The sequence below is a fragment of the Prevotella sp. RM4 genome, from assembly GCF_000701965.1.
Lineage (GTDB): Bacteria > Bacteroidota > Bacteroidia > Bacteroidales > Bacteroidaceae > Prevotella > Prevotella ruminicola.
Genome location: NZ_JNKG01000002.1, coordinates 16,742 through 30,690, shown reverse-complemented (window position 1 = coordinate 30,690; position 13,949 = coordinate 16,742). Strand labels below are relative to the sequence as shown.

At 45.6% G+C, this 13,949-nt stretch carries 12 protein-coding genes; 3 read left to right on the top strand and 9 right to left on the bottom strand.

The window, feature by feature from the left end; translation table 11 throughout:
• The first annotated feature begins 31 nt into the window (after window positions 1-31).
• Entirely contained in the window at window positions 32-1,204 is a 1,173-nt protein-coding gene (locus tag T499_RS0100650) for an ATP-binding protein (RefSeq protein ID WP_033149370.1), read from the top strand.
• A 280-nt stretch (window positions 1,205-1,484) separates the two neighbouring features.
• On the opposite strand, the gene T499_RS0100645 is transcribed toward T499_RS0100650, so the two are convergent.
• From T499_RS0100645 to T499_RS15075, 4 genes are all read right to left on the bottom strand, one after another.
• Window positions 1,485-2,066 (bottom strand): hypothetical protein, encoded by a 582-nt coding sequence (locus T499_RS0100645; RefSeq protein WP_157054455.1) that lies wholly within the window; start codon window positions 2,064-2,066, stop codon window positions 1,485-1,487.
• 84 nt (window positions 2,067-2,150) lie between these two features.
• On the bottom strand, window positions 2,151-3,725 hold the full coding sequence (locus T499_RS0100640) for a competence protein CoiA family protein (protein WP_033149368.1): 1,575 nt from the start codon (window positions 3,723-3,725) through the stop codon (window positions 2,151-2,153).
• A gap of 32 nt (window positions 3,726-3,757) precedes the next feature.
• A complete protein-coding gene (locus T499_RS0100635; protein WP_198021221.1) occupies window positions 3,758-4,618 on the bottom strand; it encodes a hypothetical protein in 861 nt (286 codons plus the stop codon).
• A 12-nt stretch (window positions 4,619-4,630) separates the two neighbouring features.
• Window positions 4,631-5,863, bottom strand: a complete 1,233-nt coding sequence (locus T499_RS15075; RefSeq protein ID WP_369793340.1) for an ADP-ribosylglycohydrolase family protein — start codon at window positions 5,861-5,863, stop codon at window positions 4,631-4,633.
• Window positions 5,864-6,345: 482 nt separating this feature from the next.
• On the opposite strand from T499_RS15075, the gene T499_RS0100625 reads away from it, so the two are divergent.
• Together T499_RS0100625 and T499_RS14545 are read left to right on the top strand one after the other, a co-directional pair.
• Window positions 6,346-6,882 carry an HU family DNA-binding protein gene (locus T499_RS0100625; RefSeq protein WP_033149367.1) on the top strand — a complete coding sequence of 179 codons (537 nt, stop codon included), beginning with the start codon at window positions 6,346-6,348 and terminating at the stop codon, window positions 6,880-6,882.
• A gap of 67 nt (window positions 6,883-6,949) precedes the next feature.
• The gene (locus tag T499_RS14545; protein WP_157054454.1) at window positions 6,950-7,051 is read left to right on the top strand and encodes a smalltalk protein; all 102 of its coding nucleotides are present in this window, start codon (window positions 6,950-6,952) and stop codon (window positions 7,049-7,051) included.
• Between the two features lie 124 nt (window positions 7,052-7,175).
• Here the strand turns inward: T499_RS14545 and T499_RS0100620 are convergent, their stop codons facing one another.
• Genes T499_RS0100620 through T499_RS0100600 form a run of 5 tightly spaced genes read right to left on the bottom strand, consistent with a single transcriptional unit; the run spans window position 7,176 to window position 13,874 of the window.
• Window positions 7,176-7,865: a hypothetical protein gene (locus T499_RS0100620; protein ID WP_157054453.1), complete on the bottom strand. Its 690-nt coding sequence runs from the start codon at window positions 7,863-7,865 to the stop codon at window positions 7,176-7,178.
• A 10-nt stretch (window positions 7,866-7,875) separates the two neighbouring features.
• Window positions 7,876-9,477, bottom strand: coding sequence for a hypothetical protein (locus T499_RS0100615; RefSeq protein ID WP_157054452.1), 1,602 nt, complete (start codon window positions 9,475-9,477; stop codon window positions 7,876-7,878).
• Between the two features lie 11 nt (window positions 9,478-9,488).
• Window positions 9,489-10,760, bottom strand: coding sequence for an OmpA family protein (locus T499_RS14900; protein WP_084162837.1), 1,272 nt, complete (start codon window positions 10,758-10,760; stop codon window positions 9,489-9,491).
• A gap of 36 nt (window positions 10,761-10,796) precedes the next feature.
• Window positions 10,797-12,719 (bottom strand): AsmA family protein, encoded by a 1,923-nt coding sequence (locus T499_RS0100605; RefSeq protein WP_033149365.1) that lies wholly within the window; start codon window positions 12,717-12,719, stop codon window positions 10,797-10,799.
• Window positions 12,720-12,731: 12 nt separating this feature from the next.
• Window positions 12,732-13,874 (bottom strand): Rid family hydrolase, encoded by a 1,143-nt coding sequence (locus T499_RS0100600; RefSeq protein WP_033149364.1) that lies wholly within the window; start codon window positions 13,872-13,874, stop codon window positions 12,732-12,734.
• Between the last annotated feature and the right edge of the window lie 75 nt (window positions 13,875-13,949).

The following is a 13,949-nucleotide window of genomic DNA, read 5'->3' as shown; positions in this document are numbered from 1 at the left end:
TATTATATTTGCAGCAAAAAATATAACGATTATGGATATTTCGCTTATTGAATTTATGGAGAGTCAGTTGAAGTTAACCACTTCAACATTCCATCGGTATATGTACGATCAGGTGAGTTGGGAGTCGAGAATGTTTGGACTTGTTGGGCCACGTGGTGTGGGAAAGTCAACAATGATCCTACAATACATCAAAGAGAACAGAGACAAGCGACACATGCTATATGTAGCCGCCGACCATCTGTATTTCTCAACCCACACACTTATCGACACAGTAGATGAGTTTGTAAAAGACGGTGGTGAGCAGATATTCATCGACGAGATTCATAAATACGAGAACTGGTCGCGAGAATTGAAACTCATCTATGACTCTCATCCTGACTTGAAGGTTGGATTCACAGGCTCATCAATACTTGATATCACAAAGGGAGCATCCGACCTTAGCCGACGTACGCTGATATTCACTATGCAGGGACTTTCGTTCCGAGAATATCTGGCATTGTTTCATAACATAACCGCCCCGGTATATACCATCAACGATATCCTGGAGCATAAAGCGAAACTTGATACCATCAATCATCCACTGCCCCTATTCAGGAATTATCTAAAAAACGGCTACTATCCATTTGCAAACGAGGGTGGCTATGAGATGCGTTTACGCCAGGTTATCAACCAAACAATGGAGGTAGACATCCCCCAATATGCGAATATGAACGCATCAACAGGCCGCAAACTAAAGAAGCTACTGGCCGTGATAGCACAGAGCGTACCCTTTAAACCTGTCATGGAGTCGTTGGCCACAGTGATAGGTGTAAGTCGCAACGTGCTACCCGACTACTTCCTCTACATGGAACAGGCTGGTATGATAGGACAACTACGCGACGACACTGGCGGCATACGTGGTTTAGGAAAGGTAGAGAAAGTATATCTTGACAACACGAACCTGGCCTATGTACTTGGACATGAGAGTACCGACATTGGCAACATCCGCGAGACTTTCTTCTACAATCAGATGCGTGTAACTACTGATGTCATCAGTTCACGAATAAGCGATTTCGAAATAGACGGCAAGACCTTTGAGGTGGGCGGAAAGAGCAAGAAGCAGAAGCAGATACAAAATGTAGCCCAAGGCTACGTAGTAAAAGACGATATCGAAACAGGCCATACCAACATCATCCCCCTCTGGCAATTTGGACTGACCTATTAGCAATATAATAACATTCTAAAAAGTACAAATAATCCTGCACTTAACAAAAGATGCAGGATATATATTAAGACAATTTAGCACATGGGCTTCCATCCCCTTAGACATTCACTCACATATGGTGAAATATCTTCAGGTTTTGATGTCACAAAATGTGACTTCAAAACTTCTAAGATCACCGCTCGGCCCTATGGGACGCTTGCCTAAGCAAGAATTTGAGATCTTAAACATTAGGTGGTCGCAAATTGCGACCACCTAATTCATATCCACTTTCTGTTAATAATTAGAAATCATCAAGAATGTCTTTATTAATAGAAGAATCTTTCATCTTTTTCAAAATAACACTTCGGCACTTTTCCAAATAACTGCCAAGCTGGTTTTTAATATACTCCCTATCAAGGAATTCTGTTCCTGTAGATACCCGTAGCTTAATGATACCGTGTTCTTCTATCTTATTGATTATATTCGGGGTGAGTTCGAATATTGCAGAAAAATAATCCGCTTCACCTGATGGATAAATTTTCGTTATACTCCCAATAGGTATCCCATAACCCGGAGTATCTATTTTTCCAACATTCAGATTTTTGCAAGGAAGACACAAAGATTCACAATTGCCCAGTTTTATGACCACCTCACACGAAGGAGCCATACTATGGTGCGTAGCTACAAGTAAATACCAAGTAGTTTTATATTTCCCCTCAAATATTTTCATGCCGATATCAAACGCAACACCATCAACTTTAAATTTCTTTGTTGTTGTCATTATCTGATGAAGCCCATCCTCTTCAATCCTATCAACGCTTATCTTTTGTGCATGAGCGGCCATACACAACATGGATAAACCAACTATAATTACGTGTTTCATACTGCACCCAAACATATTATTCTAAACTTAGCATTCCAATGATGCTTGCAAAGATAGCACAAATATTTGTAAGCTACAAAGTTTTTAAAGCGAAAATGATCTTTTCCACTCAATCGTAGGAATCTTGTAAAGGTCAACAATTTGCTTACACATAGAAATATCTATTTGGAAACCATTACATTTCTTGCTTTCTTCTATACTATTTATCTCATTATTTGATACTAAATCACGTATATTATACCCATAGTGAACACATCTTCCTCTGTTTTCCATGCAATGTTTACAAAAACGGCAATCGTATATCTTATAGCCATTTACAAAAGCTCTCATCAATCCATAAGTCATGAGGTTGTAGGACGAAGTAAAAACGTCTGGAACAACAAGACCATAAATAGCATTATCCGGCCAGTTGTCAATATGACGGCAATCAGTATCTTCTAATAATTTGTAGTCAGTTTCGCCACCATCTTTTGTCAACACAAATCTTTTAAGTTTAATTGTACACTCTTCACAAACCACCCTTTCAAAATTGTAAAAACGGACACTTGGCCGAAAAACACTATCATATGGATTATTTGGACACTCCACATTTATATTCAACAGATCTTCCGTTAATGGTTTTTCTGCATCAGAATAATTAAGAAGTTCTATAATTTGCCCTCTAGCTTCATAACTAGCCTTGCCTTCAAAAGAGCATTTGATTGTAGTATATGGAACGGAAGAATTCTGCTTGATTAATACAAGATTACCATTTTCATCTTCCATACAAATATCATAAACCTCTTTTAAATCTTTTCTTATTGTTATTTCTTGTTTTTTACATTCGTCACATGCAAACTTGCATCCGGGATATTTGGGGCATTTTTTGATAGCATTATATTGTATAAAAAAAGTATCGGATTGATAAAACCTCTGTACAAGACTTTGCTTGGCTTTTATGTAGCGATACTGAACACACTTTTTGAATATGCTACTTGATTTTTCTACTCTTTTAAAATTGAAAAACCTAACCTTTGGTAAATAGCCATATTGATAAGGGTTTCCTGATGTATAATCTAACATCACTAAGTCTTCATTCAATGGACTAGAAATATCATTGTCTTCAGAAACCTTAAGCTCTATAATCTGAATACCTGAGTTAATTTTTACAGACTCACAGTCGTGCGTATATGCTATTTCTAAGAAAACCGGCTTCCTATTTGGATGATTATGGCTGGATAGTTTTAAATCTGCCCGAAAAGGGAAATGGGAATCCTTTTCTTCGATCTCACACGTATCGTATTTCTCTTTTAAATCGACTTGTTTCAAATAATCCCTCACACATGCCTCTGAATGCTTTTTGCAACTATTATAATTAGAGCATACCTCTTTCACATAATATGAAACAATAAAACTTTCACTCTCATCAAAACGTTTCTTAATTATCTTTTTTGCTAATTGATGAAGATAGCTCTCATGGTTACAATCAGGATTTACTGTCTTATGTCGAAAATGCCAATCTCTTACCTCCCCCATAACTGGGCGCATGGTCTCACCACAAGCTATACACCTATAGTCATCACGTATAACTTCCATACCTTTAGTCAGATGAACAAGCTCATCTTTATCATTATAAGCATAATGATGAAAATTGTCTTCTATTATATTATGATTATCCATTCTCGCTTAAACAATAATTAACCGCTACATAATTAATATTCAACGATCCATTCAGGCTCATCTGAAGGATACCACTTGCTGTACTGGAATGCGATATATGTTATCAATCCGAACTGATCTGCACTATATTTCTCTGCCAGCTTCTTTATATCATCATTAGCTGTCTTGAGCCACTCTTTGCCTTCTTGCTTCCACATACCGATTTTCTGATGAGTGGTAACAAACATCATCTCACCATACCAGAACTTACTTCTAATATCATCAGGGGAAAATGGATTATCCTCCTCTCTATTGTAGTATAAGAAAGACATGTATGGATTGAAATACCACTTTCCTAATTGCCAAAGATACATATCCAATTCTTTGATAGAACATTGCAAGCCATATCGCTGTTGGAATGCTTTAATGGCCATCATAAACGTACCATAATCCTTTAAGTCTTCACGCTTAAAGTCAGCAAATCTATCCCGCATGTTCATTGACACCAAAACGTTTTCTACATAGCTGTCGTATATCGCATAGTAATCTGGCTGATGATGGCTACAATATTTTGTGGCAAATGAATAGTACTTTTTACCTATCTCTTTTACATCTGCAATATCCTCAACTAATGACAAGTCGTGCTTTTCCAGTCGCTCATCGATATGCAACGATAGGATATGCTGAGCCACAGCATGAATATCATAGATGTTTGTGCTATAGAAATCATTTAGCGACGAACTCTTAATCAGAATGTCCTCTATGCATTCATTGTATTTGCATATATCCAAGAAGAGTTTATTCAAGGCTCCCTCCTGATCAGAATCCTCTCTTGAGTTCTTCCAATAATCGATAAAACAATCAGCGTCTTTGACAGATGGGATATAATCTTTTGGTAAATCATTCTTATCCATAATTATTGCCATTTATTTTGTAAGTTCTTGCATACGTCGCAATATGGCTAGGAACCACTCCTTGTCATTGTCTGTAGCATGTCCATATGCCCAGTGATTAAAGTATCTCCATCGAGAGAAAAACGCTGAACCCAGGATTATTATATCGTCAACTTTCTCAATAACCGATGACAGTTGATTGTGAGAACGCCACGCTTCTTCGCCATAAGCAGCAATAAAACTCTCTCCACAATCCATATCGAAACCTAAGCCCCAACACTCATCAGGAAAAGATGGCGAATCAAACAAATCGTAATATGCATGAGAATCTGGAGCGAATTTGTTAAGGAAGTAGTCAATATACTTCTCAACAAAAGTATTTATGCCGATCGTTTTTATCTGCTCATAGCTCTTCCAGGCAGACAGTACTTTTCTCATTCTGCCGTCGAGATATGAAAGTGCAGTGGTTCTGATGTTTTCGGGTATACCCCAAACAGCCTCTGCAATACTACCCACAATAGCACCTAATGTATCGGCATCAGCACCAAGACTAACAGCACGGCGGATAGCATCCTCAAAGTCTGTACTCTGACTGATAATCCATAAAGCAACAGGTACAGTTCCTTGACATGTTTCATCAAATTTGTTTTGAACTTTCTCTTTTTGTAAGTTGATGTCATATCCGGAGAAGTCTACACATTCAGCAATTACTTTCTTTACAACATCGCGTGCCTTAGAATTCAGTCTCCGGAGCTGAAGAGCTCTACATATAGCAAGTGCCACAGTCTGAGCACCCTTGATGCCTTCAGGATGATTATGTGTACATTCTGCAGTTTGCTTAGCTGCTTTAAGAGCGTTATCCATGCTATGAAATGCCCATGCCACAGGACTGACTCTCATAGCAGATCCATTACCATAGCTGCCATAGGGTTGTGGATTATCACTACGGATCCACCCGGAAAAGCGACCACCATAAGCCCCTTTGGGATTAGGATAATTCCTGCACCACTCGTGAATATACCTGCCATAATCGGCAGAATCGTGCAAAATTGCATCAGCAACTGCAATGGTACAAATAGTATCATCCGTAAAACCATTCTCATCCGAGAACAGTTCGAAATGGTAGTCATTAGTAGGGTTGAATTCCCAGCGACTCCCCACAATATCACCTATTATTGCTCCTAACATATCAACGATATCCAATTGTAAGTTACAAAAATAAAGATTATTATCGAAACAATTCACAACCAGGCGAGATTTTAACATATAATTTAATACAACCTAACCATCTAACCACCTAACAAACTAACATTTGGTATTTTGTTAGGTAGTAACTAACGTGCTTATTAGAATATATATTATTATATTATATATTATAATATATAATATAATAATATATATTTATAGAGAGTATTGATAGGTGATGGGATAATAGAAAACTCATAATGTTAGAACGTTAGGACGTTAGGTGCTCGGTAGTGGTAAATCTATGTAGAAATAAATTAAAAATAAAACGAACAAACGCTTGTATATGTGCTGAATTTTTCGTACCTTTGCATTGTCAAATTGAGAGAGTAAGAGCAGCGGCATTAAGGCTAAAAATTGCGAGAATTAAATCTAGAAATTGCGCGCATTAATAGTAACAATTGAAAGTACTAATAGCGGCTAAAACCTGCACTCCAAGGCGACAAAGCGAGATTATTGAAAATATTAAACATTAAACATTAACCATTAAAATTTTTAGAAGTATGGCGATTAAAGTAATTGCTCAGCGCCGAGAGCTTAAAATCGGCAACAAACCAGGTAAGCGTTTCATTATGCGCCCCGACCTGTATAGTGCAATCGCAGAGAAGAAGGTGTTTCGCGACGCAGCCACTCGTAGTGGTATCTCTGCAGGTGTGATTAAGGCAGCTTGGGATGCTGCAGGTGAAGTAATCCGTACGTGGGCCACCGAGGGCCACTCAGTGCCCCTGCCAGGACTGGGTACCATGCGATTCGGAGTTCGCAGTAAGGCTGTTGAGGAGCTGGAGGATGTGAAGACTGGTCTGATCACCACCCGTCGTATCGTGTTCACCCCCAGCGTGGACGTAAAGGACGAGCTGAAGAATACCAGCATCCAGATTACCTGTCTGGACGAGGATGGTAAAGTGCTGAAACGTGTGACCAGCGGTGATAGCGGCGATATCGAGGATCCCGACCAGCCATCGAACGGTGGTAATACCGGCGGAAACACTGGTGGCAATACCGGTGGCGGTGGAAACCATAATGAGCCCATCGGAGACTAAGGGTTTGGGGCGAAAGCCCCACCCTATCCATTGACCATTGACCATTAAACATTAAACATTAAAAGCTATGACAAAGAAAGAGACATTGAAGTTTATTGTGCAGATGATTGCCAGTATCGCTACAGCGATTGTAACGGCCCTGGGCACGACATCGTGCATCGGGGCTTAGCCCCGATGCGCCACAAGTTCTTGGACAAGCCAAGCGGCATAGCCGAGCTGCATGGCAGGTTGAACAACAACCACGAACCATTAACCATTAAAAGAGATAGAGCCCACAGCATGGTCTGTGAGCTCTATATTTGATTGTAATACGCTACGGCGATATCGGCATAGCAGTAAAGGCGGGTGCTGCGGGTTTTGATAACATCGGTGTGGTAATGGCGGTGGTGCTGCATTTTGCGTATCTGACTATAGGAGGCGGTAAAGGAGCGGTTATAAGCGGTGGCTAAGAAACGCACCTGGTCCTTGTGCGACAAACGGGACAACTGGGGATGGCGCTGCTGTTGTAACAAGATAAAAATGGCCAGATAACGGCACTGGCCTTGCATGGTGGAGAGTCGGCGAATGCGCGAGCGACGGGCTTGGTTGTTGGGCTGCAGGTTGAACACAAAGCCGTATTGCTTGGATAACGAAGAACGGTTCCACGCCTGCTCTACCTGCTCGGCAAACGAGGGTTTCATCTGGAACCGACCAATAGAGAAGTCGGCACCCTGACTGCCTTTGGTAACATAAAGACCATTAACGGCGGCTCGCTCTATCTCGTCCTGCCACATGGAATAGCGGATAAGCTCTGGAAACACGATAGCCTCGGCCAAACGTGCATCCACACCAAAGGGCGCAAACTCCTGCTGCCACTCGGCGTGGTGATCGGCCACATAACGTGCTGCCGAGGTCCAATCGCTACCAAACACTTTTTGATAACGTGTGGAAAAAACAGTGGTGCTGCCCATAAAGAGCAGCAACCACAGTATGAGATAGCGCAAACCTACCATTTTACAGTTTGTAAGTACACTTTACAATCTTACCCTCATCGAAGATAATCCACTCTAAACGATCGGGGTTAGCAGTGAAGGCCGCTGGAGCGTAGGTGGTCATACCATTCAGGATAATCTCGCCCGTTTTAGAGTACTCTACAACGCGCTTGCCACTACGACTCTTATAAACACCATAAGGTGGGTTAGTGCCTGAATTAGCGCCCTTCTTCAGTCGGGCATCGGCCTTTTTATTAATGGCCTTCAGCTCATCCTCGTTAATCTTGCGGAACTTGCCATTCTCGACTACTGCATACTCGCCAGCCTCAGCGTTCTGGGCCAACAAAGGCCAGTTGCCACCAGGTGATTTAAAATCGTTTACGCCACCAATGTAGCCACGGCACTCCCAGGCACCAAATGTCCAGCCTTTTGGCAGTTCGTAGACGGTTTCCTGACAAACGGGCGATGCCTGCAGCTCGGGCAGATCCTTATAGGCCTGGTCTAAGATGTTGCCCACGGCAATCACGCTATTCAGGTCGGCACGACCGATGGCACATTCTGGCAGATCGCCACTGGCAACCACCTCACGCGACAAGCGGGTATATTCGGCAGCAAACTTCTTGTGCTCGGAAATCAGGCGCAGCAGCGAGGCGCGATACTCCTTGGCAGCCTCTAAACGATAGTTGTACAGCAACTGATCGGCCTCATCATAAAGGGCATCAATCTTGGCTGCATCATCTATACCACATATCTGCTCGTAAAGCTTCTGCAACTTACTATCGTACTTTTTGCCAATGGCACTGTAATCGTGATTGGCCTCGCGCGTAATCACCTTAGCAAAGTTTTGAGCCAGCTGTCCCACCTTAGCCTCATAGCCTGTAAGGGCACCTGTAGTTTGCTGCATCTGCTTGCTAAAGTTGCCAGCATTCATGGCCATCTTCTGCATCTTCTGTACAAAATCGGGGTGAGCCTTGATGTAAGCCTCTTGCTCTTTCTCGCTCATCTTCTCAAAGCGTTCCATCTCGCTCATGTTAACATTGCCACCCATGATTTTAGCCATCACTTTTTGCTGGATGGGCTCCTTCTTCGAGTCGGGCGCGTTCTCATCGTTCAGGATAGCCATCTCCTCTTTGGTAAGGCCAAACATATCCTGCACTTTGCGCTCCCACTTTTGGCGCAGGGCTTCCATATCGGCATCGGAGCAGCCGTTGGCACCCTCCTGCAACTGCTCGGCACGGGCCACAACGCGGGCTATCTTAAGTGCATAGGCATCGCGCTCCTCCATGGTGCTGCGGGCCATCTTCTCGGCCGATGGCAACTGTGGCAGCTCGGCCATCAAAGCCGAAGCCGACGAGGCCGATGAGGGGGTAAAGGTTCCATCCCACGTAACTGTAGGGGTTTTACGCTTAGGCACGATATCGTCGCCAGCGGCCACAGCCAACTTAGATGGGTCGGCAGGCTCATCGCTCTCGTCCTGCACAGCCTCGCTTATCTCGGCAGTTGCTTTTTTACCGATAACGGCTTGCTGTGCCTTTTGTTTTAGTTTGCCCAGAAATCCCTGAGCATTGGCGCCTGCTGTGCCCATCATGAGCAAGGCAGCCAGCATTACTAAGTGTTTTTTCATATCGGTACTTGTTATTTCTTAATAAACTCTACACGGCGGTTCTGGGCGCGGCCGGCATCGGTCTTGTTGTCAGCTACGGGTTCGTGACTGCCTTTGCCTACGGCACGCAGGTTAAACTCGTCGCAACCTAACTGAGCGAGGGCTTTAACAACGGCCTCGGCACGCTGCTGCGAAAGGGGATCGTTGATTTTATCGGAGCCCTGATTATCGGTATGGCCCTGCACCTCGAAACGCACACTGGGGTTCTTCTTCATATAGTCGGCCACCTTCTGAATCTCTTCCATCGACTCGGGCTTCAGGGTAGCCTTGCCCGTCTCGAACAGGATGTTATTGGTGACGAACTTACCCGTCTCGGCGATGGCTTTCTCAACAGCTGAGAGATCGGTAGCCTGGCGCTGATAGAGCTCTACTGCACCCTTGGCAAGCACCACATTGGCAACGCCACGATAGGGATTCTCGTCCTGGATAATGAATTCGAAACGAGCGGGGGCTGCTACATTAGGCAGATTGATGATGCGCGTGCCATTGAGGTAGAACTTAAAAGCACGCTTGTTGAACGAGATGGCGAAATGATTCCACTGGCCAACCTTGGTGTATTGCTTTAAATGATCCCAATCCATACTGCCACCAACATTCTGATCGATACCACCACCCTTCTTAAAGGTATAGTTGCCGTAACAATCGGGATTGCCTGGGCGATAGCGCAGATAGATATGGCCCGTCTGATTGCCACTTGCATCAAGGAACTGGAACTCGAAGGGGAAATCGGGGATATCGCCAGCCTTACAGAAGAACTCATCCCACTCGAGGGTGAACACATCGGGCAGGTACGACTTCATATTCTCCATCAGGGGCGAAAATCGTGAGTCGGGGGCATTACTGTGCGCATACTTCTTACCATTAATAGAGGCTGTCTCCAAGCTACCATCACTAACATCCCATTTTGAGGGGAACTCACCCATCTGCTCGGTAGCGAAGTCGTCCTGGAACAGAATAACGCTACCACGAACAAAGTCGCTCTTCTGGTTCTGACCTACGGCATCGGGGGTGTCGTCGACCGCTTCGGCATCGTCGGCCTGATTTTTAGCTTTCGAGTTTTTCTGGCCCTTTTTACCGTCGAGCACTGCATCCATCTCCTTATCAACGGTGCGCTCAACCTTGTTCTCAATCTTGTCTTTTGCTTTTTCGAGGGCTTTATCCTTTAGCTTCTTCAGAAAGCCCTGCGCATCGGCCGTTGCACTAAAAGCAACCATAGCCAACAATAGTAATAATAGTTTTTTCATAAGCTTTTAGTTTTAGTATAAATAATATGTTAACGATTAGATTGGGGCAAATATACGAAAGATATTTGAAAGTTGCAAGTAATTGGCGCTAAAAAAACAAAAACGACTTTTCTTTGATTTCTCGGCTTTCTTGGCGGCTTTCTCGGCTTTCTTGGCTTCGCGCTTGGCCTGGCGCTCGGCTTTGCGGGCCTCTTTGCGCTCGCGTTTGGCCTGCTTGGCCTCGTCGCTCATCTTATGAAACTTCATACGACCGCGACTTACCTTGAGCTTGTGCATCTGGTTGGTATCGGTAAACGAGAACGAGCAGGAGATATCACGCCAGTTGCCACGCTGGATGACATCGCCGGTAGCCTCAGCGCCATTGCTATTTACAATAACGGCCACATTGCGCACATGAACGCCTTTATAACTGCAATCATCGATGGTGGCATTAACAGCGCCTATAGGCAGTTTGCCACCTAACTTGCGACGCATGGCGGCGGTGCGGGGCTTGCTGATATCAATCTTGAAATCGGCCTTGGCTGCCAGGGGACCGACATCCTTCATGCCCATGACCTTACCAAAATGCAACTTTCGGGTGCTGGCATTACCTACGACATACTTGTTGCGCTCGTCGAGCCAGAACTGGAACTTAAGACTACCCACGGCGGTGCCAAGGGTACCCCAGAAGCGCTCTTCCTTACGGATGACACGGAAACTACCCACATAGCTGATATTACCTAAGTTATGCAGCTGCGCCATCATGAGGCGCTTAACGGGGAACTGACTGATGATGCGCTCCTTGATACCACTCTTGGCCGTCATCCGGTTGACATGGAACAGCACAGTGAGCTTTTCCTTGCTCTTGAGGTTGGTGATATCGCCGGTGGCAGCGATGGACAGGCGCTTATCGGCGGTGCCAACCTTTACCTGACGGAAGCTGAGCACATCCTGATTACCACTCATGGTACAACTGAGCTGGAGGGGCAGCGTGAACTTACTGAGCACGGGGGCAAAGGCACGCGAGATATCCTGGAGATAAACGGTGCCAGCGATGGGGCCTGTGCTGAAACTGAGGGGGATGCTATCGCGCTTACTGGGCAACTGCATAGCGGCATGGGCGATGTGCAGCTGGGTGTGCTTTTGCTGTACCTGCACATTGTTTAAAAGCAGCTTTTTACCTGCCAAGCGCACCTGGGCCTGCAGGTTGCGGATATCGATGCCGGTGATGGAATCGCGGGCCTGCAACTCAGAGAGATTGAAGCGGAGGGTGTCCTTTTCGGTGGCATCGATAGCGGCCTTGAAATGGCAGGTGACATTGAGATGACCTACATCGAAGAATCCGCGTTTGGGCTTGCCTGCATTTTTGCGGGGCTTGTGATTATCGGTAGCCAGCTGCAACTGGGCCTGCGCCTGATATTTACCCTTGCGCCCCTTGATGAGGGCCTGGGCAAGCTGCAACGACAGCTGATTATAGGTTACCTGGATATCATTCAGGCGCACGCTGTGGATATCGAACTGGATACGCTTGCGGGGCGCCACAGTGGTATCACGTTTGGCCTTGGGTTGCTTTTTAAAGGCATCGATGATGAACTGGAAGTTGGATACCGAATCCTTTGAGGGCTTGAGCAACAGGGCGCGGGCCCCCGACAACTCGACATCCTTGATGGTAAACTTAATACCCAGCAGTTCGCTGATATCTACATCTACCCCGGCCTGGCGGACAGTGAGCAGGGGGCGCTGCTGTTGGTCGGCTACATGCAGTCCGTACAGGCGCAGCTGCTGTGCCATAAAGCGGATATCAACACTATCGATACTTACCTGCGTTTGCAGGCGCTCGCTCAGCATCTGGGTGGTTTGCCGCAGCACACGCTGCTGGAAAGCCTTGGTATTTACCAACACCACGCCTGCACCCACCAACAATACTACCAGCAGCAGGAAGGCTGCCAGCAGCTTGAAGGCCAAGCGAAGGGGTTTCATGCTAAAAGGCTACTAGAACTGAGGCATGTTGGGCAAGCACACGGCCTTAACGGCCATGCACTCCATCTCGATGAGCCACCCGGGGCGGCACACCGGCGCATGAACGATGACACAGGGTTTGCCTGGGAACCGTTCGGCATAGAGACTGCGCACCAGCTGATAATCGGCCACATCGCGCAGATAAACTATCATGTGGGCTACATCGTCGAAATTGCAATCGGCCTCGACCAGCAGTGCCTCGACATTCTCCCACATACGTTGGGTTTGTTTCACGATATCGTTGGGATACATCACCTCGCCCTTATTATTGATAGAAGCGGTACCTGAGATGAATACATGGCGGCGATCGGCATAGCTTACCATGGTGCCGCGCTCGAATGATACACCATAGTCGCTGGTGCGATTAAGATGGGTAGGCGCATAGAGATAATGCACCTGTTCGGGGCGCACGCCAGCGATGGCATAGTTATCCATCTGGGCGAGCACATTAGGATCCTGCTGGCGACCACCGATACCGGTAGAGGCAATGAAGTGGGTATTGACAGTTAGGCCCTGGGTGAAGAACACCTGATTGCGGGCACGTACCACACCACCGTAGTTCAAGTCGATATCGTTGACAAACAGCCAGGTACGGATACAGTTATCGGCCAGCGTACAGCGCTCCTGGGCCAGCTGCATGATATACTCGTTGAAGAGCAGGCGCATCTGGTACTCGGAGTTGGCTGCCAGGTTATGAGCCGAGGCATTAAACAGGTGGCGGAACTGACCGTGACTAACCTCGTAGAGCTCACTCTGCGTCATAGAGGTTTGCACATCGGTCATGAGCCACACCCACAGCGCCACCTTGGTACCATCCAAAGGAGCCTGCTGGATAATGCTCTTGGCACAGTCGGTAACATCGTTTACTACTATAGCGTCGGCCTGATTGGCTGCATCGCTTAAAAAATAACGTTTAAATACGGCTTGCGCACCAGGCAACTGGGCCAGCAAGCTGTTGTAGGCATTCAGCACAGCCTCGACCTGCTGGGCAAACGGAAGGCACGCCTGCTGCACGCGAATGATGGCATGATACTCGCGCACCTGGGTTCCGTTATCAAAACAGAACACGTCGGCCCCAGCCTGTTCGAAATCTATGTGAGATAGTTTCTGGTTCATATAGTTACTTACTTTTGGGCACAAAGGTACGAAGAATAATTGAGAAACGTGCAGCAAGCAACAAAAAAATACCTA

Excerpts from the sequence above, each read along its gene's own strand:
- T499_RS14545 (WP_157054454.1), top strand. The coding sequence starts at position 6,950 with ATGACAAAGAAAGAGACATTGAAGTTTATTGTGCAGATGATTGCCAGT.
- T499_RS0100600 (WP_033149364.1), bottom strand. The coding sequence starts at position 13,874 with ATGAACCAGAAACTATCTCACATAGATTTCGAACAGGCTGGGGCCGAC.
- T499_RS0100625 (WP_033149367.1), top strand. The coding sequence starts at position 6,346 with ATGGCGATTAAAGTAATTGCTCAGCGCCGAGAGCTTAAAATCGGCAAC.
- T499_RS0100635 (WP_198021221.1), bottom strand. The coding sequence starts at position 4,618 with ATGGATAAGAATGATTTACCAAAAGATTATATCCCATCTGTCAAAGAC.
- T499_RS15075 (WP_369793340.1), bottom strand. The coding sequence starts at position 5,863 with ATGTTAAAATCTCGCCTGGTTGTGAATTGTTTCGATAATAATCTTTAT.
- T499_RS0100605 (WP_033149365.1), bottom strand. The coding sequence starts at position 12,719 with ATGAAACCCCTTCGCTTGGCCTTCAAGCTGCTGGCAGCCTTCCTGCTG.
- T499_RS0100640 (WP_033149368.1), bottom strand. The coding sequence starts at position 3,725 with ATGGATAATCATAATATAATAGAAGACAATTTTCATCATTATGCTTAT.
- T499_RS0100645 (WP_157054455.1), bottom strand. The coding sequence starts at position 2,066 with ATGAAACACGTAATTATAGTTGGTTTATCCATGTTGTGTATGGCCGCT.
- T499_RS0100650 (WP_033149370.1), top strand. The coding sequence starts at position 32 with ATGGATATTTCGCTTATTGAATTTATGGAGAGTCAGTTGAAGTTAACC.
- T499_RS14900 (WP_084162837.1), bottom strand. The coding sequence starts at position 10,760 with ATGAAAAAACTATTATTACTATTGTTGGCTATGGTTGCTTTTAGTGCA.
- T499_RS0100615 (WP_157054452.1), bottom strand. The coding sequence starts at position 9,477 with ATGAAAAAACACTTAGTAATGCTGGCTGCCTTGCTCATGATGGGCACA.